Origin of the sequence: Allobosea sp. Root483D1 (assembly GCF_001429505.1) — a bacterium.
Taxonomy (GTDB): Bacteria; Pseudomonadota; Alphaproteobacteria; order Rhizobiales; family Beijerinckiaceae; genus Allobosea.
In genome coordinates, this window is record NZ_LMJW01000004.1 from 185,077 (window position 1) to 203,774 (window position 18,698).

Consider the following 18,698-nt stretch of genomic DNA (forward strand, 5'->3'; position numbering starts at 1 on the left):
CAGATGCCCCCTTCCGCCGCGAAAAGCCAATGACAAGCGGGTGAGGGCGGCGCGAGGTCGCAGGTCAGGTGGTCCGGCCGACCTCGCGCGCGACGTCCGAGAAGGGACGCATCCCGCTTTCCGGCCGGGTTGCGATCGAAAGGAAACGGGCAGCGAAGGCGAGCGAGTCGCGTTGGCTCGGACTGAGTTGGTCGCAGCGTTGCCGGTCGGCGAGCCCGGTTCGTTCGGCGTCCGCCAGCGCAGCCTTGAGTTGCCCATCGCTGAGAGCGCCTGAGGCCACCAGTGAGCGTAGAACGGCAGTGAAGGCCAGCAGCACGCCTTCGAGCTGGAGATTGGCGACGTTCATCTCGTCCTCCCGACGCTGATCGATCGGGCGGTCGGACGGCCACCGGGCAAGCCTGTGCCGGGGCCGCTCTCCGGCGCCCGGCGCATCTTGACATGGTCAGCCGGCCGCGGCGACCAGCTTATCTGTTCAGGCCGCCTGCGGTTGCTCGGCCGGAGGCAGATAGGCGCCCTGGAAGGTCGTCATCACATGCGCGACCATCTCGCGGGCGATGTGGAGCTGGTCGTCCTCGAAGGCGATCGTGCGCGGCGAGTTGAGCACGATCTCGTAGCTCGGGAAGTAGTCGACATAGTCGAAGCGGCGGAACAGCTCCTCGGCCACGGCGCGCAGCAGCGATTTCGAGGCGCTGTTGGCGACGATCACGTCGGCATCCTTGAAGGTCGCCCCGAACGGCACCGGCGACACCGTGACGACGAAGCGCATCTCGGGATTGCAGTGCTCGCGGATCAAACCGATGATGTCGAGCATGTCGGCCAGCGTCGCGTCATAGCCGTAGTCGACGAAGCGGAAGCGCTCCGGCATGCGCTGCAGCCAGCTCGGCCCGGGATGGGCGTTCATGGCGATCCCGGTCTCGGCATCGAGCCAGGTCTCGGTCAGGCCGAGCGTGAAGAAGCAGATGCGCGCCTGCTTGATCGTCGCCGTCGCCTCGGTCAGCCGCTTGCGATTGGCGAAGGCGGTGTCGCGGTCGAGCAGCTTGAGGCCGCTGGCATGCGGGTCGAACCACTGCCCGGGCGCGAGTTCGATCAACCCGTCATTGGGGTAGCTCTCGCCGCGCAGCACGCGCCTGAGCTCATGCGTCATCGAGCGGACCGAGTACTTGTTGAGCGCGCCGCGGGAAAGCTGGCCGCGATCGGCACCGCCGCCGCGGCCAGTCTCCTCGTCCCAGCTTTCGAAATGCTCGGCCGGCACGCCATGGCCGCGCAGCAGCAGCGGCAGGCCGCGCATCATCAGGATGTTCTCGACCTCGCGCGCGAAGCACGAGCCCATGGTGAAGATCGGCCAGGACGGGTCGATCTTGAACTTCGGCTTGTGCTCGACGGCTAGGTAATTTCCGGTCGTCAGGCGCTCCTTGGCCATCTTCTCCGGCTTGCCCGAGATCCAGCCGCGCACGGGGTTGCCGCGCATGATGGAGAGGGCGGTGCCTGCATTGTATTCGATCTTCATGATCGTCTCCTGCGTTCGTGGAACCTCTCGGGCTCGACGTTGCGGGCTTCGAAAGCCTTGCATGCTCGCCGCGCTCGCTGATGACCCGGCGGCCCCCGGGGCGTTTCCTCCGACCGGCGCGATCTTCGCCGCGCCGGGTTTGGGTCACATGCGGTGGGGAATGCCGTTGTAGTCGAGGAAGCCGCGCATCCGGTCGTAGGAGGCGGCATAGCTCTTCGCGAGATTGCCCAGCGCCGCCTCCTGGTAGACGGCACGCCAGCCGCCTTCCGCCAGCGCCGCCTCCGACACGATCGGGATCTTCAGCGTCTCGGCCAATTCCTGGCTGCGTGTGTCGTAGGCGACGAGCACGCCCGGCACACCGTGCGCGACGGCCGGCAGCACGCCATGGACGCGGTAGCCGACGGCAAGGTCGATCGACCTCGCGAACTCGTCATAGCGCTCGACGTCGAAGAAGGAGAACAGCTGCTTCTCGTAGATGCGCCGCATCGCGGTATCGTCCGGCCCGTCCCACCACTTGGTCCTGACGAACTCGGCGACGGCCTTCTCCTTCGCGGCGCCATCGCGCAGGAAGAAGGCCTTCTCCTCCTGCTCGCCATGCGAGGACATCACCATCTCGCTCTGGCTGTCGACCTTGAGCAGCGCGGCCTTCTGGTTGCGCAGATAGGCTTCAGGATCGGCGGTGTAGCTCTTGTCGGCCTCGCGGCGCAGGCTGAAGGCGACCTTGCGGATCTCGCGCTGGTCGGGGATGCGGATCTTCAGGTCACGATTGCGGGTCCGGAAGATCGAGGGACAACCGACGACCTCGACATTGCGGATGCCGTTCTGGCGCAGGGTCTCGGCGCTGAAGGCGCCGCGCACGCCAATCGAGGCACAGCGCTCGCCGACGATCGACCAGAAGCGCTTCGAAGCCTCCGGAAGCTCGATCCTGCGGTTCTGGCTCGCCTGGGCGCCAACGCCGATGGCGTAGACCGGCAGCTTCACCCGCTCCAGCACCTCGACGGCGCGGAACCACTCCATGTTCTCGTGGATGAAGTTCGAGCCGCGCACGAAGACGAAGTCGAACTCGTTGGCATAGCGCTCGATGTCGGCCTCGGTCGGCGCCATGATCTTCATCGGCTCCAGATGCGCGTAGCGCAGGAGCTTCAGTGTCGAATCATAGACGATCATGTCGCCGATGTTGAAGTAGTCGGAGAGCAGCTTCTCCATCGGCGCGCGGTACCAGCGCACCTTGTCGTGCTCATGGACCTCGCCGGCCGGATAGATCACCAGCGCGCGCAGTTTGGTCTCGGTCGCGATCGGACGCAGATTCGAGCCCGGGGCGAGCGTGCCCGTGGCTGCATCGGCGATCGCGACCGAGTGGGGGCGCCCATTGGGCATACCTGGCAGCGGGATCGTCAGCTCGGCGACATCGGCTTCGCCGGTGACGATCGCGCCGGGATGGATGGTGGCGTAGTCCTGCCCGTCGAGCATCAGCTTGAGCACCGGCCAGCTCCGGTCGGGCCGGCGCCCGATGGCGACGACGACCTCGCCGGTGGTGGCGCGCAGGATCTTGATGGCGTTCTCAGCCGAGACCACGGAGCCGAGATTGAGCACGGGCGCGTTCATGGCCCCTCCTTGACGAATTGAACCTTGAGGCGGACCAGGTCGCGGTCGGGGCCGAGCTTGCAGTCGGCGACCTTCATCTTGGTCATGAAGAGATAGGCCTCGTCGCCGGTCGTCTCGAAATTGCGCGAGCGCGAGGCAGGATCGGCGAGCGCGCCGTAGCCGTAGCGGAGCCGGTCGCTGCAGTTCTTGCTCCACATGGTCGGGTGGACCATCAGCGTCTGCAGCGGCGACCAGCGGATGAGGTCATCCGACCAGCTATAGGCGACGCGGCCCCCAGTGATGTTCTGGCTGGGGTCGGGGCCGAGATGGAAGAGCGCGAGCCATTTTCCGCTCGCCTCGTGCCGGGTCAGCGATCCCACCGTGGTCGGCAGTGGCTTGAGCGGCTGGCAGGGCCGCGCCTGGCTCAGGTCGTCGCGATAGGGATCGACGGCGCGGATGGTGAAATCCTGCCCGTCAAAGGCGCGCCAGGCGGTCGGGTCCTTGATTTCGCTGCTGCGGAACAGGCAGACGCCGCTCTTCTGACCTTCGCCACCGGTGGTCGCGATCAGCGCGTACCAGGCGCCGTCCTCCTGGACGATGTTGGACGGGTTGAAGAAGCCGCGATGCCGGCCCTGGCCGACATCCTGCTTATAGGGCGGCGCCGCCACCAGCGGACGCGGCTCATCGGTCTTGAAGCTCAGCCCGCCATCCTTCGAATGGGCGGCGGTGACGACATTGTACCAGCAGCTCATCGCATCCTTGAAGCGGCAGGCTCCGGGATGCTTGTCGGCATGGAATTCGGCGTGCACCAGCGCCTCGACATTGCGGCCATCGCCGGTCCAGGTCGCGGCGATCCAGCTCTTGTCGCTGAACTGGCTCGGATCCGGGCTGCTCTTCGCCTCGAACGAGACCGCGCAGCTCTTGCGGATCGAGGCGAGGTCGCCACCGATCAGCGGCCGGCTGCGATAATGGCTGGCGAAGGCGACGACCTCGCCCTTGTTGTCGCGGAAGGCGCGCAAAGGGGCATCCGGCAGATCCCATTCCTCGCAGCGCTCGCGTGCCCAGGAGACGACCGTCTCTTCCTTAGCGTCGGGAGCGATCTCCAGTCGATAGCCGGCCCCCTTTGGGCTCGGCGCCTGCTGGGCGAAGCCGGCGACCGGAGCCGCAACTGCCAGCAGGACAGCCGGCAGCCAGGCGAAGGCGCTGCGGACGCGCCTCATGCCACCTTCCTTTCCGGCTCGGGAGCCGGTGGCGCCGACGGGGCAGCCGCAGCGGGCTTTGCCATCTTGTGGTCGACCTTGTTCTCGCTGAGGAAGGCGCTCATCGCGCCATAGGTCCGGGCATAGGCCGCGTTGAAGCGGTCGAAGAGCGCCTGGTTCCAGTACTCTTCCAGCTTGAACGGTTTGTCGCCGAAGACGTCGACGCTCGGGATCTGGAAGGTCTCGGCGAACTCGACGGTGCGGCTGTCATAGGTGAAGTAGATCGAGGGCGTGCCGTTGGCGAGTGCCATCAGATTGCCGTGCAGCCGGTAGCCAAGCACGAGATCGAGCTTGCGGACGAGTTGCTCGTATCCGGCGACGACGTCCGAATAGAACATCCGGTCGCGGTAGAGCGCTTCCATCTGCTCATCGAGATACCATTGGGTCGCCCAGCCATTCTCGCGCAGGGCGGCCATGCCCTCCAGCTTCTGCTCGGGCGTGCCGAGAGCGAGCTTCTTCTCCTCGACCTCGCCCTGGGACATCAGCGTGACCTCGAAGCGATCCGCCATCGCCTTCACCAGGTCGCGGTGGAAGGTCAGGTAGCGCTTGATGTCCTTGGCGTAGTGCTTGGAGACCTCGCGGCGCAGCGTGACGCCGACTTGGCTGACGCTGTCGAGCGCCGGCAGGCGGATAGCGAGGTCCGCCCGGTTGTTGCGGAAGGCGGTCGGGCAGCCGATGATCCGGGCATTCTTGATGCCGAGCTCATTCATCACCTCGGCCGAATAGGTGCCGCGCACGCCGAGCGAGGCGGTCGAGTCCGAGATCAGCTTGAGGACGGTCTTGCTGTCCTCGCTGAGTTCCAGCTTGCCGCTGACCGGCGCCTGCGCGCCGATGCCGAAGGCCAGCACCGGCAGCTTCAGCCGGCGCAGCACCTCGGCGGTGCGGCTCCAGTTCATCCCGGCGTGCACATAGTTCGAGCCGCGCAGGAAGACGTAGTCGAACTCGGCGTTGAACCGGTCGATCTGCTGGGGGTCGATGCTGGTGATCGGCAATTCCTCGAGCTTCTCGAAGTTGAGCAGCTTCAGCGAGGAATCGAAGACGAAGGCGTCGCCGATATTGTGGTAGTGGTTGATGTGGCTCTGCAGGTCGGCGTGGCGGTACCAGCGGACATTGTCGTGGTCGTAGACCTCGCCGGACGGGCTGATCACGAGGATGCGGGCCATGGTCGCGTTCTCCCTTCTTGTTTCTGCGCTGCTCACGCGATCATCGGCGCGGCGGCGCGATTGGCCGGAGCCGGCATGCCCCGCTCGGCGATCAGGCGCTGGTAGAGCGCCAGATGCTGGTCGGCGCAGTCGACATGGCTGAGCGGCTTCTTGATGCCTGCGCGCAGGCGCTCCCACAGCCCGGGCTCGCTCAGCGCCCGGGTCATGCAGTCGACGAGGTCCTCCGGGCTGCCGGAGCGGAAATGCAGTCCGTCGACCTCGTCGGTGATCTTCTCGGCCATGCCGCCGAGATTGCTGGAGAGGATCGGGCGGCCGTGGAAGAAGGCCTCCTGGATCACGATCGGCGAGTTCTCCCACCAGACCGAGGGCATCACCACCCAGTCGACCGAACGCATCAGGTTCGGCATCTCGTGGTTCTGGAAGGCGCCGCAGAAGCGCACGCGCCGCCCGGCCGCCTCGACCAGGTCGGCGAACTTCTTCTTGTAGGCCTCCGGCTGCCTGTCGAGATTGCCGCCATAGACCATCAGCACGCTGTCCTCGCCCCAGACCGAATCCGGGATGCGGGTGACGGCGTCGAGCAGCACGTCCGCGCCCTTATAGGGGGTGAGCTGGCCGAAATAGGCGAAACGCGAGCGCCGACTCTCGGGGTCCGGCAGCGGCCGTGGCGGCGCGACCTCGGCGACGTCGATGCCGTTCTCGATCACCGAGAAGCGCTCGGCTGCGAGCCCCCATTGCTGGTAGCGCTCGGCGAGGAAGCGGCTCGGCGAGACGAAATGGTCGGCGAGGTTGAGGATGCCCTTGATGAAGGTCTCGCGCGCCAGGAAGCGTGCCGGCGAGATATCCGGGAAGCAGGCGTTGCAGTCGCTGGGCGAGGACCGGTAGCAGAGCTTGAAGGCGCCGGTCTTCACCATCTGCCCGTGATGGTGGCAGATCGAGAGATATTCGTGGAAGGTGACCACGATCAGCGCATCCGGCAGCGTGTCGCGCACGGCGAAGATGCATTCGAGCCCGAGCCCGATGAAATGGTGGAAATGCACCACGTCGGGCTTGAGGTCGCGCAGCACGCGGACGAAGTCGCGCTCGATCTCGTCGGTGGCGCGGTTCGACAGCAGGAAGTGATCGTACTCCTCGGCATAGTAGAGCAGTTCGCCACCGCGCTGGCGCAGGCTCATCAGCGCCGTGCCGGCATGGCGCGGCGTCGGCGCGCCGACCCGGGCAAGGTAGTGCGTGTCGAGCTCGGCCTTGGCCCGGAAGCCCTTGTGCAGATTGTAGGAGGCGATCTCGGCGCCACCCAGCGAGAAGGAAGGGTGGCCGTGCGAGACGACGAGGATACGCATGCTCATCCTCTCATGTTGGAAATGGCCAGCGCCCAGCGCCGGTCGAAGCTGGTGCGGTCGGCAAGGTTGATCAGCGCGCCGACATGCGGGCGGGTCTCGGCGTCCTCGACGACATAGACCTCGACCTCCGGCACCCAGAGCGACGGGACGCCGTTCATCCGGAGCTTCAGACAGAGGTCGAGACCCTTCTCGCCGGTGGTGAAGTAGCTGCGCGAGAAGCCGTCCACCTCGAGGAAGGCGTTGCGCGACATCACGCAGCATTCGGTCGCTCCGGCGGCGACCTCCATCGGCCCGAGGCTGCCGATCGCATCCAGCGGATAGCCGACGAAGCGGTTGTAGACGCGGCGATTGGCGCCTTCGCCTTCGAGCCAGGCTCCGGCCCAGCGGATCGAGTTGTCCTCGAACAGCAGGGTCGGGCTGGCGACGCAATGGCCGCCACGGCCGCGATAGGCGCGTTCGAGCCGCCCGAGCCAGCCCGGCATCCGGATCTGGGCGGCGCCGGAGAGCAGCGCCACCGTTTGGAAGCGGGAGGCGCGCACGCCGGCTTCGAGCGCATCGCAGCTGTCCTCGACGCCCTCGACCAGGACGAGCCGGACCTGGAGCCCGTAGAAGCGTGCCAGCCGGCGCGCCTCCGCCCCGAGCCGGTCGAAGCTCTCGCCGGGGGCGGCGACCACGATCGGCAGCGGCCTGATCTCGGGATCGATCGCGAGCAAAGCGAACAGGCTGGAAAGCTCGCGCTGGCGATGATCGAGCCCGATCACCAGACCGAGAGCTGCATCGGCGTTGAAACGGCCGATGTCATGCGTCTCGATCGCCTTGGGCGGCGCGATCTCGGCGGCTTGCAGGGCAGGCGCGATCTGCTTTTCGACGACGGCCGTGGCGGTCGACGAGCGTGGATCGAGCAGGCCGAAGACCCGCTCCAACGCGCGCCGCGCCGGGTTGCGTCCGGGTGAGAGCGGCAGGAAGGCGGGGCCGTGACCCTCGACCTCGAATTCGAGATAGAGCGGCTGGCCGGGCTCCGGCAGCAGCTTGGGTGCGAAGACGATGAAGCCGTGGCTGTTGCGCCGGCTCGCCATGGCGGGACCGAAGCGCGGATCCTCGGCGAAGGCGGCGGTGACGTCCGGCCGTACGGCGCGCGTCCAGATCGCGTCGAGGGCGCAGGACTGCGTGCCGCTGCGCAGCACGACATTGCCGACCTGGCGTTCGGGGTCGAACAGCCAGCCAATGATGAGGACGCCGGTGCCCTCGACGATGGTAGCGTCGTCGATGCCGGCGCGCACCGGCTGCTCGAGGAAGGAGATGGTGTCGCGACCGTCGAAGCGCTGCGAGGCTTGCTTCAGCTTCTCGGTGGTCGCCGGCGGCGCGCTGCCGCGCTGCAGCCCGTCGCGCAGATGGCCGGGCACGGTGATCTGCTCGAGCAGGACGTGGCGGTCATAGACCTCGAGCGCCCGCCAGCCGTCATTGGCCCGGAAGAACAGCCGCTCGATCTCGCTGGGGTGCCGGATGGCGCAGTCTTCCAGCAGGCCGAAGAAGCCGCAGGCGCCCTCGCCGAGATCGTCGCGCTCGAAGGTTCCGGCCTCCAGCACGGCCGGCGACAGACCGCCATGGGCGATCAGCAGCTTGGTCCGCCCTGCCGAGAAGTTCGAGGTCCAGCCTTGCAGGAAGATGCCGTCGTCGAGCGGGCCCATGACCTCGACGAAGCCGCCCGGCTTGGCGACCGATTGCAGCAACATGCCGACGGCGCGCAGGCGGCGCGGATTCGACTTGCCGGCGAGCAGGACCTCCAGCAGTCCATCGACCACGGTCGGGAAGGCCTGTCCGGCTTCGTCGGCGAGCGCCGCGAGGAAGGCCTGCAGCGGCATCGGCTTCGGCGCCAGGATCAGGCGCAGGGGGCGGCCGGGCCGGCCGAGCAGGATCGCGCCCGAGCCGGCGCGGTCCGGCGACGGGGCGGGCGCCAGGCAGAGGAAGCCGACGGCGTGCGCGGCGTCGGCCTGCGGCCTCCGCCAGGTCAGGGCCATGGTCTCGACGCGGTTGCGCGGATTGCCGTCGACCGCGACCGGCACCTTGCCGGGCAGCGCATCGCAGGCGCTCATCACCAGGATCGCGTTCTCGCCGAGCGGCGTCCAGGCGACGGTCGGCGCCGGGGTGATCATGGTCCGCTCGGGGATGATGACCTCGTTCATCGCCTCACCTGCCCGTCAGCATGACGGTGAGCGTGACGAAGGAGAGCACGGCCGACAGACCCGAGAGGAAGCCGAGCACGACAGTGACCTGCCGGAGCGGCGCCTTCGCCTCCTTGCGGATCGCGACCAGCCGGTCGTCGAAGGCGCGCAGCGTCTGGTCGAAGCGCATCTGGAAGACGTCGATCTCTGCGAGGCGCGAGGCGATTGCGCCGTTGCCCTCGACCTCCTCGGACTGCTTCGCCTCGGCCTCGCGCTGACGGTGCTGCGCCAGCTGCACGCCAAGTTCGCCGACCTTGTCGAGCAATTCCTTCTGGGTCAGCTGCGAGCGCCGCTGCAGCGCTATCAGCGCCTCGACACGGTCGAAGAAGCGGGCGAGCGGCACGGCGATCGCCGCTTCCGCCGCAAGCTCTGCCGGCGGCGGCAGGCGCAGTTCGAGCTCGGCGCCGGTGCTGGGCGAGACGCCGACGATGGTCAGTGCCTCGCGTGCCGCCGTGGTCTGGTCGTCCAGCTCCATGGCGAAGGCGTGCCTGCCGTCGCCGATGCCGTTGCGGCGCAGGTCGATGCGGCCCTGGTCGGCCACGACTTCCTGCACCTTGAGGCCGCCCCGCATCAGGCGCACGGTCAGCCGTTCCTCGGGACGCGCTTCGTCCCAGATCCAGCCATGCAGCCGGTTGCCGTCGAGCGCGTCGACGCGCCCGTTGAGTTTTGCCGGGGTCACGCTCGCTTCGCTCACGGTTCCGTCCGGACTGTGCATCGTCGTCATGCTGGTCATGCCGCCTCCGCCAGTTTGAGTTGATCGAACAGGGCAAGATGCGCCTGCGCGCAGGCGTCCATGCCCGGTGGAAGATCGATGCCGTCGACGAGGCGGCGCCAGAGCCCGTCCTCGCTCGCGGCGCGGGCCATCACCTGCGCGAGATGGCTGGGATCGCCGGGGCGGGCGTGCAACCCGTCGACGCCGTCGCGCACCATCTCGGCCATGCCGCCGATATTGCTGGCGATCACGGGCCGCCGGTGCTGGAAGGCTTCCTGGATGACGAGGGGAGCATTCTCGTACCAGATCGAGGGTGTCACCACCCAATCGACCTCGGCCATCAGCGCCGGCGTCTCGTCGCGGCGATAGGGCCCGCAATGCACGATCTCCGCACCGGCCTCGGACAAGGCTTTGTCGAGCGCGCTGGTGAAGGCCTCGCTCTGGAATGGTGCGCCGCCATGGATGCGCAGTTCGAAGGCGCCGGCACCCAGCTCGCGCATGAGCTTGGCCGCCTGCAGCAACGGCAGGACGCCCTTCCACGGGTTGAGATTGCCGAAATAGCCGAAGCGGTTGCGGGCGCCATGGGTGTGCCGATGCGGCACCGGGACCTGCGCCGGCCTGGCATTGGCGACGACCTCGATCTTCTCGCCGGGCAGGCCCCAGTCGATATAGCGCTGGCGCAGGAAACGGCTCGGCGAAACGAAGCGGTCGACCGCGGAAAGATGCGTCTTCAGGAAGCGCTCGCGCAGCAGGAAGCGATCCGGGCCGATCTCCGGGAAGCAGCCATGGCATTTGCCCGGCGACGCGCCGGTGCAGCGCTGCTTGTCGCTGGCGCGCACCATCAGTCCGTCATGGTGGCAGATCGAATAATAGTCGTGCAGCGTCATCACGATCGACGCCTGCGGCAGGAGCCGCCGCGCCAGCGCCAGGAACTCGGCGCCGATCAGCACGAGATGGTGGACGTGGATCACGTCCGGCCGGAACTCGGTCAACAGCGAGCCGAGATCCTGCAAGGTGCCGTAATGGTCGATCTGGCTGAGATGGAAGCGGTCGAAATGGCCGCTCCACAACAAGAGGTCACCATCCGCTCCGGTCGCCTGGAAGGCGGTTCCCGGATGCGGCTGGCGGTGGATCGCATTGGTCGCGCCGAGGAAGAGCACCTCGCAGCCCTCGCCGCGATAGGCCTTCGCCAGATCGTGGGCGAAGATCTCGGTGCCGCCCGGATGCAGGTCCGGGTGGTTATGCGCGACGACGAGGATGCGCCGGCTCATCGCTGGACCCCCGGCTTCACCGCGACCAGCAGGTCCTGGTAATGGGCCGCGCTCTGGCCGCGCCAATGGCCGGGATCGAGCCGTTCGACCGCAAGTCCAGCTTGGGTGGCATGCTCCAGGAGAAAGTCGGCATCGATGCCGGCGGCGGCGAGTGGCGCTTCCTCGATCGCATACCAGCCTGGCCCTTCGCCCCAGCGCCGGAACTTGAGCCTTTCCTGGCCGGTGCTTTGCCCGTCGAGAGCGAAGGCGGTGAGGAAGAGCCGCCCACCCGGCGCGAGCAGGCGCGCCGCCTCGTTGAGGTAGACCACGAGCTCGTCCGGCGGCAGATGCGTCGCCACCGAGGTCATGGTGATGAAGTCGAAGCTCTGGTTGGCGAAGCCGAAGCGCACCTCGTTGCCGGGCAGCGAGCCCTGCGGATTGTAGAGCGGGTGGGCGATGTCGAGGCGCTGGAAACGGAAGCGCGGATAGGCCGGGGAGATCGTCTGGGCGCACCAGAGGATGCCGTCCATGACCGGATCGACGCCGTCATAGCTGCCGCGTTCGGGGTCGAGATACTGGGTCAGCGGCACCGCCATGCGGCCGATGCCGCAGCCGATGTCGAAGACGCGCTCATGCGGCTGCAGCCGGCCGATTCGGATGAAATGACCGAGGAACTCGGCGCCGATGGCGCGATAGTCGCCATCGCCGACGAAGATCGAATCCGGCGGCGGATGCGGCAGGAAACGGTTCGTCTGGACATGGGCCATCAGCCAGGCGAGCTCGGGCGTCGCCGGTGCGATCGCGGGAGCCGGTTCCGACGTGGTCTGTCGCAAGGCCAGGGTCGCCGTCATGCCGCTGTCGCCCTTCTGAGATTGGCGCGGGAGAGAAGAAAATCGGGATCGGGGCGTGAGGTCGGCGCCGGCATGGGCTGCTGCGCCGCGGGCGTGTCGACCGCCGCCATCAACGCCTCGATCTGGACGTCCCAGCGCTTGGTCTGGAGCCAGGAATTGTGCTGCGAGGCGACGCCGCGCGTGTAGTCGAGGCTCTTCGAGATCGACTGGCGTTCGAGATGGTAGAGCTGGACGCTCGGGACATAGACGATGCCGAGCCCGGCCCGGGCGATCTTGAGGCAGAGATCGCTGTCCTCGTAATCGCCGATGACGTAAGCGTCGTCGAAGCCACCGATCTCCATGAACAGCGCCCGTGGCATGACGATGCAGGCGCCGGTGACGCCGGGCACCGGCCGCTCGACATTGGCCGGCGCGTACCCGCTCGGCATGCCCTTGAAGTAATGATGGTTGAGCCAGGTGCCCTTGCTGTCGCGCTTGAAGAAGAGCCCGGCATGCTGCAGCGAGCCGTCGTCATAGAGCAGCTTGGGACCGACCGCGCCGGTGCGCCGATGCGGCTCGAGCCGCTGCAGCAGCGCCGGCAGCCAGCCCTCGCTCTCGGGGATCACGTCGGAGTTGACGAGGGCCAGTGCCTGTCCGCGCGAGGCGGCGGCGCCGGCATTGCAGGCAGCCGAGAAGCCGCCATTGCGGCCCATCACCACGAGCTGCATCGGCAGCCCGTAGGCGAGGAAGAGCCCGCCGAGGAGATGGGCGACCTCGCCTTCGTGCTCGGGCGAATCGAGCACGTAGATCAGCTCGGCCTTCTCGGCGAACCAGCGATCGGCGGCGAAGGCCGAGACCTGGACGCGCAGGAAATCGTAGACGCGGTAGAGCGGGATCACCACCGAGACCGCGGGATGCGCCGGGCCCTTGCCGAAGCTCTTGATGCGCGGCTCCGGCAGGCTCTCGCGCAATGCCTTCTGGCAGTCGGCCAGCATCGGCGCGATCGTCCGCTCCAGCATCTGTGCGGTCAGGTGCTGCGGCGGGATCGCGGCCAGCGCCCGGGCGCGGATGGCGACGGCGTCGGCCGGCTGCACATTGGGGCGCAGCGACAGGACCGTGCCGGATTTCAGCTTGAGCTCCACCCGCGGCTGCAGCACCGGCGCGCCTGCGGCGTAGCCGGGGATCAACGCCGCGAAGCCGGTGGCGCGCATGACGTCGCCCTTTTGGGCGTCGCCCTTCGAGCCGGCCGGCAGCAACGCCGGAAAGCGCTCCAGCCGGTCGAGCACGGGGGTCGGTTCGCCCTCGGAGCGATGCAGCAGCATCTCGTCGAGCAGCCCTTCGGCGTCGCGATACCAGCCGCCGAGCAGGAGCCCGGCCGGGGTCGTGACTGCAAGGTCGAGCTCGGCCGAGGGCAGGTCGTCATTGCGGCGCACGCTCTGCACGGCGAGCGGCAGGCGCCTTTGCATCTCGATCGCGAGCAGGCGACCCTGCTCGGAGAGCCCGGACAACTGCTCGACCAGCCAACTGCGCAAGCCATCGCGCTGGCTCGTCTTGCCGGCCCACCAGCGTCCCAGCGAGGGAATGTCGTGCCGGGCTGTGACGGCCCGGACGATCAGGCCGGATTCGACCTGCAGGATCAGCAGGCCGCCGGCCTGCGGCGGGAATTCGTCGATGACCAGGTGCAACGGCCGGTTGCCGGCGCGATCGGGGCGGCCGAGCCGCGGCAGGCCGGGCAGGCGGGAGAGGCCGGCGGGATCGAGCCGATAGGCGGCGCGGGCGCCGGAGAGCCGGCCGGGGACCGCCGATTCCAGCAGGACCTTGCCTTCGGTGAGCCTGGCGACCGGCGTCGCCGCCGAGGGCTTGCGGGCGAGGATCAGCAGGAACTGGCGCAGGAAACCGAGATAGCCTGCGGCCTGGCTCAGCCCGAACAGAGTGGGCCAGTGGCCGACCAGCGCGTTGGCGAGCATGCGGCGGGCATCCGGCGTGGCGTCGCGGACGAGATCCTCCGCATCGGCCATGCCGTGGACGAGATCGGGGTCGAAGCGTGCGGTGGTGTCGCCGCCGGGGCTGTCGTCGGACAGGGCCGCGACGACTTCGCCCGGCCCGCCATGGCGGAAGACCACGACGACGCGCATGCGCCCATCGCCGAGGGGAAGCACGATCGAGGCCGAGGCGAGGCGCTTCTCGCGCGCCGCGAGCGCAATGCGCGGCCGAGAGAGCACGGGCGTTTCGATGGTCCAGCTCAGCAGGAAGACCGAGCCGCTCAGCCGGGATAGGTGCAGCTGCGGGCTCAGGCCGTCTGCGATCGGCGCAGGCGCGAGAGAGAGCATGAATACCGTGATCCGAGAGGGCAGGGAGGTGACGCCGGCCGGAACCAGGCCGGCCGGCGTCGCATTGTCGTCAGGCGACCGAGAAGTACGAGCTCGGGTCGGCCTGGAGGTCTTCGGCGGTGACGCCGACGATGGTCACGGTGTCACCATCCCCGAGATCGACGACGGCGTTGCCGTTGACGGTGGTGGCACGCGCCGCCACGTCCTCGGCCGAGCCGATATCGGTGCCGTTGATGCCGCTGGAGATCTGCAGCAGATCGTTGCCGGCTTCGAAGTCGAGCACGACATCGTTGCCGCCGCCGCCGTTGAAGATGAAGACGTCGCTGCCGGCACCGCCGGAGAGGATGTCATCGCCCGCGCCGGCGAAGAGCAGGTCGTCGCCATTGCCGCCCTGGAGGACGTCGTTGCCGGCGCCGCCTTCGAGCACGTCGGCTCCGTCACCGCCCTGGAGGACGTCGTTACCGGCGCCGCCGAGCAGGATGTCGTCGCCGGGGCCGCCCTGCAGGATATCGTCGCCGTCGCCGCCGCGCAGCACGTCGTCGCCAGCATTGCCGCGCAGGATGTCGTCACCGGCGCCGCCGTCGAGGACATCGCTGCCTTCGCCGCCGAACAGGTTGTCGTTGCCGTCGCCGCCGGAAAGGACATCGTCACCCAGGCCGCCGAAGAGCGAATCGTTGCCCTCGCCGCCGGACAGGAAGTCGTTGCCGCCGTCGCCGTAGATCAGGTCGTCGCCTTCCTCGCCGAACAGCGAGTCGACCTGGTCGCCGCCTTTGACGATGTCGTCGCCTGCGCCTGCAAGAATCACGTCACTGAAACGTGTCCCGATCAAGAAATCGTCGAATGCACTGCCTTCGATCGTGGCCATTTGTCACCTCCTCGGTGATCAGAGAAGCACCACCAGAATTGCGGAAATTATTCTCCGCGGTTGCTGGATCACGGTGCGGTTCTGACGGCGAGCCAAAAGGACGCCATCGTCGACGGGCGAGAGAGTAGCCAAGAAGTACGTCGTATCAAGCAATCTATTGTGACTTTTTTGCGATGCAGCAAAGTTTCAGTCGCATTATATATTATTGAAGTTGGGATTATTATTTTGAGTTGCTCTGATTTTCGAAGTATTTTGTCTGCGCTCATGGAGTTGTGGCAACGCTGCCCTTTTCGGCGCGGAGCTCCGGGCCGGGTTCAGTCCTCCCTGAAGGCGCGATTGAAGCTGTCTCTGATGGGCGAGAGCAGGTAGTCCGCCGCGAAGCGCCTCCCGTTGACGATCAGCACCTCCGCCGCCATGCCGGCGTGCAGCGTCACCTTGTTCTCGCGCAGGCTCTGCGGCGTGATCTCGGCGCGGACGATGAAGAAAGCATTGCCCGTCTTGTCGTCGATCAGCTGGTCGGCTGCGACATAGCTGACCTTCGCCAGGAGCGGGGGCATGAGCCGGGCGTTGAAGGCGGTGAGCCGGACCTGCGTGTCGGCGCCGACGCGGACCGAATCGATGTCGCGGGGATCGACCTTGGCCTCGACGATCAAAGGCTCCTGCTCGGGCACGATGTCGAGGATCGCTTCGCCGGCGGCGACGACGCTGCCGGCCGTGCGCATGCGGATATTGGCGACGATGCCTTCCTGCGGCGCGGTCACCACGAGCCGGCGCAGCACATCCTGCGCCTGGACGATCCGCTCGACCACTTCCGAGAGTTGGAGCTGGCTGTCCTGCAGGTCCTTGGCGATCTCGCTCTGGCGCTCGAGGCTGATCGACTTGATCTCGAGCTCGGCGCCGGCGACGGCCTGTTCGGCCTTGGCCATCCGCGCCTTCATCTCGCCGGCGCGCCCGGTGAGTTCGCTCTGCTTGGTCTGCAGTTCGACGAGCTGGGAGCGCTTGGCGTAGCGCTTCTCGTAGAGCTCCGCGATCGTCTTCACTTCCTCGTCGATCAATGTGCGCTGATAGCGCACAGCGTCGATCTGGGCCTGCAGCGCCTCGGCCTCGGCCTGGTGCTGTTCGATCACGCGCTGCTGGATGCGCGTCTTGCCGTCATAGACCTGGGTGCGGGCGCGGAAGAGCACGCGTTCGGCGGTGATCACCTCGCGGGCGATCGGCGACTGCGATTGCTCGATATTGTCAGGAAAATCGATCTCGGTCACAGCGTTCTGTTCGGCCCTCAGCCGGGCGAGCCGGGCTTCGAGGCCGACGCTCTTGCCCTGGAGCTGCTGCAGCTCGGCGCGGGCGCGGGCATCCTCCAGCCTGAGCAGGGGCTCGTCCTTGGCGACACGTTCGCCCTCGGCCTTGAGCAGGGTCTTGAGGATGCCGCCTTCAAGGTGGCTGACGGTCTTGCGCCGGCTGTCGACGATCACGGTCGCCTGCGCGACGGCGGCATTGTCGAGCCGCGCCGTCACCGCCCAGGCGCCGAAGCCGCCAAAACCGATCGCCACCGCACAGACGCCGGCGAGGACGAGATTGCGCAGCGAGGGCATGCGCTCCTCGGGCTCCGCTTCGATCGTCAGCGGCACGAGCGCGCGGTCGGGCCGGCGCAGCATCGGAAGTTCGCTCATGCGCTCACCTCACGCGGGGCAGAGGGCTGTTTCGCCGGCTCGAGCTCGACCACGCCACCGGGAGTGATCATGCCGGCGACCGCCGTGCGCGGGCCGAACTGGGCGACGCGGCCCTCGCGCAGCACCAGGATCTTGTCGACGACCTGCATCACCGACGGCCGGTGCGCGATCAGGATGACGATCGCGCCACTCTCGCGCGCGGCGTTGATCGCGCGGATCAGGCTCTGCTCGCCCTCGGTGTCGAGATTGGCATTGGGCTCGTCGAGCACGATCAGGCGCGGCATGCCGTAGAGCGCCCGCGCCAGGCCGATGCGCTGGCGCTGGCCGCCCGAGAGCTTGAAGTCGCTGTCGGCGACATTGGTGTCGTAGCCGAGCGGCAGCCGGCCGATCAGCTCGTGCACGCCGGCGATGCGCGCCGCCTCGAGGATCGCGTGCGGATCGGGCTTGCGCATGCGGGCGATGTTCTCGGCGATGGTGCCGTCGAGCAGCGAGACCGATTGCGGGAGATAGCCGACCATCTCGCCGAAGGAACCGCGCTCCCACAGATAGGTGTTGTGGCCGTCGAGATAGACGCCACCGACATTCGGCTTGAGCACGCCGACGATCAGGCGCGCCAGCGTCGATTTGCCGGCTCCGGACGGGCCGACCAGGCCGAGCACGGTGCCCGGCTCGAGCGTGAAGGAGACGCCCTTGATCACGGTCTGCTCGCCGCCCTTGGGGGCGTAGACCAGCCGGTCGATGACGAGGTCGCCCTCCGTCGCCGGGGTCGGCACGCTCTGGCGCTGCGAGCTCTGCGACTGCAGGAGGTCGCGCACGCGCTTCCAGGCCGCGGCGGCGAGCACCCATTGCCGCCAGTCGGTGATCATCGAATCGAACGGTGCCAGCAGCCGGCCAAGCAGGATGCTCGCCGCCATCAGCGTGCCGGCCGAGACCTCGTGCCTGATGATCAGCACCGCGCCTGTCGCATAGATCGCGAGCTGCATGGTCATGCGGCTGGCGCGCGTGATGGCGGCGATGAACTTGCCGCGGCGCGTGCCCAGGTCGAGATGCTCGAGCATGGCGATCTGCTTGGTCCGCCAGCGGCTGGACAGGGCCGGCAGCATGCCCATCGCCTCGATCGTCTCGGCGTGGCGCAGGGTGGCGCTGATCTCGTTGATCGAGGCGACGCCCTCCTCGTTCGCCTCCTTCAGCGCGCGCCGGGTCAACATGTCCGAGACGACGCCGAGCAGCAGCAGGATCAGCAGCGAGGCTAGGCCGACGAGGCCGTAGATCCAGTGGAAGGCGAAGAGCACGGCGAGGAAGATCGGCGACCACATCGCTTCCAGCGGGGTCGCGATCGCTGAGCTTGCGATGAAATAGCGGAGCTCGTTGAGGTCGCGGATGGCCTGCGTCGCCTGGCCGGAGCCTTTTTCCAGCGAGGTCGAGACCGCGGCCTGCAGCGCCGGCAGGTTGAGCCGGCGGGCGAGGATGCTCGCCATGGCCTGGAAGGTGAGCGAGCGGATGAACTCGATCGTGCCGTAGAGCGCCAGCGCCCCGACGGCGATCACGAGCAGCATGGTCAGCGTGTCGTAGCTGCGGCTGACGATGACGCGATCCTGCACCTGCAGCATGAACATCGGCACGGTCAGCAGCAGGATGTTGACGCAGAAGCTGAGGAAGGCGGCATAGGCCAGCCCACCGGCAAAACCGCGCTGCAGACCTCGAATCAGGGCGTCGGCAGGCTGGATCGCAACCTTCATGCAGATCTCCGAATGGGGGCGGCCATCAGATGGCGCTGTCGACGCCTGTGCCGGTACGGCAAGTTCTGAACGTTATATAAAGGGTGCCACACAAGTGGTGTCTATAATATGACAGATGAAGCCTTATGAAATATAGGCAATTACGGGAAATATGGCAGAAACGTGCTAAATTTCAAATTTTGAAACAGTTCATGACTATGTTGATTCCTATAAAATCTTAATCTCATTCC

The 18,698-nt window shown here is 67.2% G+C and carries 14 protein-coding genes; all 14 read right to left on the reverse strand.

What is annotated here, in order from left to right; genetic code table 11:
• Positions 1 to 64: 64 nt before the first annotated feature.
• Positions 65 to 346 (reverse strand): hypothetical protein, encoded by a 282-nt coding sequence (locus tag ASE66_RS07915; protein ID WP_057189073.1) that lies wholly within the window; start codon positions 344 to 346, stop codon positions 65 to 67.
• A 126-nt stretch (positions 347 to 472) separates the two neighbouring features.
• The gene (locus ASE66_RS07920) at positions 473 to 1,507 is read right to left on the reverse strand and encodes a GSCFA domain-containing protein (protein ID WP_057189074.1); all 1,035 of its coding nucleotides are present in this window, start codon (positions 1,505 to 1,507) and stop codon (positions 473 to 475) included.
• Positions 1,508 to 1,651: 144 nt separating this feature from the next.
• On the reverse strand, positions 1,652 to 3,112 hold the full coding sequence (locus ASE66_RS07925; protein ID WP_057189075.1) for a polysaccharide pyruvyl transferase family protein: 1,461 nt from the start codon (positions 3,110 to 3,112) through the stop codon (positions 1,652 to 1,654).
• Positions 3,109 to 4,311 (reverse strand): hypothetical protein, encoded by a 1,203-nt coding sequence (locus ASE66_RS07930; RefSeq protein WP_057189076.1) that lies wholly within the window; start codon positions 4,309 to 4,311, stop codon positions 3,109 to 3,111. The genes ASE66_RS07925 and ASE66_RS07930 overlap by 4 nt, the downstream gene beginning before the upstream one ends.
• Positions 4,308 to 5,513, reverse strand: coding sequence for a polysaccharide pyruvyl transferase family protein (locus ASE66_RS07935; RefSeq protein ID WP_057189077.1), 1,206 nt, complete (start codon positions 5,511 to 5,513; stop codon positions 4,308 to 4,310). The genes ASE66_RS07930 and ASE66_RS07935 overlap by 4 nt, the downstream gene beginning before the upstream one ends.
• 32 nt (positions 5,514 to 5,545) lie before the next feature.
• Positions 5,546 to 6,850 carry a glycosyltransferase family 4 protein gene (locus ASE66_RS07940; RefSeq protein WP_413814253.1) on the reverse strand — a complete coding sequence of 435 codons (1,305 nt, stop codon included), beginning with the start codon at positions 6,848 to 6,850 and terminating at the stop codon, positions 5,546 to 5,548.
• Between the two features lie 2 nt (positions 6,851 to 6,852).
• Complete coding sequence (locus ASE66_RS07945) at positions 6,853 to 9,033, reverse strand: hypothetical protein (protein WP_057189079.1); 2,181 nt, start codon at positions 9,031 to 9,033, stop codon at positions 6,853 to 6,855.
• Between the two features lie 4 nt (positions 9,034 to 9,037).
• The gene (locus ASE66_RS07950; RefSeq protein ID WP_057189080.1) at positions 9,038 to 9,805 is read right to left on the reverse strand and encodes a hypothetical protein; all 768 of its coding nucleotides are present in this window, start codon (positions 9,803 to 9,805) and stop codon (positions 9,038 to 9,040) included.
• On the reverse strand, positions 9,802 to 11,055 hold the full coding sequence (locus ASE66_RS07955) for a glycosyltransferase family 4 protein (RefSeq protein ID WP_057189081.1): 1,254 nt from the start codon (positions 11,053 to 11,055) through the stop codon (positions 9,802 to 9,804). Before ASE66_RS07955 ends, ASE66_RS07950 begins: the two co-directional genes overlap by 4 nt.
• Positions 11,052 to 11,885, reverse strand: coding sequence for a class I SAM-dependent methyltransferase (locus tag ASE66_RS07960; protein ID WP_082613279.1), 834 nt, complete (start codon positions 11,883 to 11,885; stop codon positions 11,052 to 11,054). The genes ASE66_RS07955 and ASE66_RS07960 overlap by 4 nt, the downstream gene beginning before the upstream one ends.
• Positions 11,882 to 14,194 carry a glycosyltransferase gene (locus ASE66_RS07965; protein WP_057189082.1) on the reverse strand — a complete coding sequence of 771 codons (2,313 nt, stop codon included), beginning with the start codon at positions 14,192 to 14,194 and terminating at the stop codon, positions 11,882 to 11,884. Before ASE66_RS07965 ends, ASE66_RS07960 begins: the two co-directional genes overlap by 4 nt.
• Before the next feature lie 70 nt (positions 14,195 to 14,264).
• Complete coding sequence (locus tag ASE66_RS07970) at positions 14,265 to 15,059, reverse strand: calcium-binding protein (protein WP_057189083.1); 795 nt, start codon at positions 15,057 to 15,059, stop codon at positions 14,265 to 14,267.
• Between the two features lie 314 nt (positions 15,060 to 15,373).
• Complete coding sequence (locus tag ASE66_RS07975) at positions 15,374 to 16,729, reverse strand: HlyD family type I secretion periplasmic adaptor subunit (RefSeq protein ID WP_057189084.1); 1,356 nt, start codon at positions 16,727 to 16,729, stop codon at positions 15,374 to 15,376.
• Positions 16,726 to 18,468 (reverse strand): type I secretion system permease/ATPase, encoded by a 1,743-nt coding sequence (locus tag ASE66_RS07980; RefSeq protein WP_057189085.1) that lies wholly within the window; start codon positions 18,466 to 18,468, stop codon positions 16,726 to 16,728. The genes ASE66_RS07975 and ASE66_RS07980 overlap by 4 nt, the downstream gene beginning before the upstream one ends.
• Positions 18,469 to 18,698 lie beyond the last annotated feature (230 nt).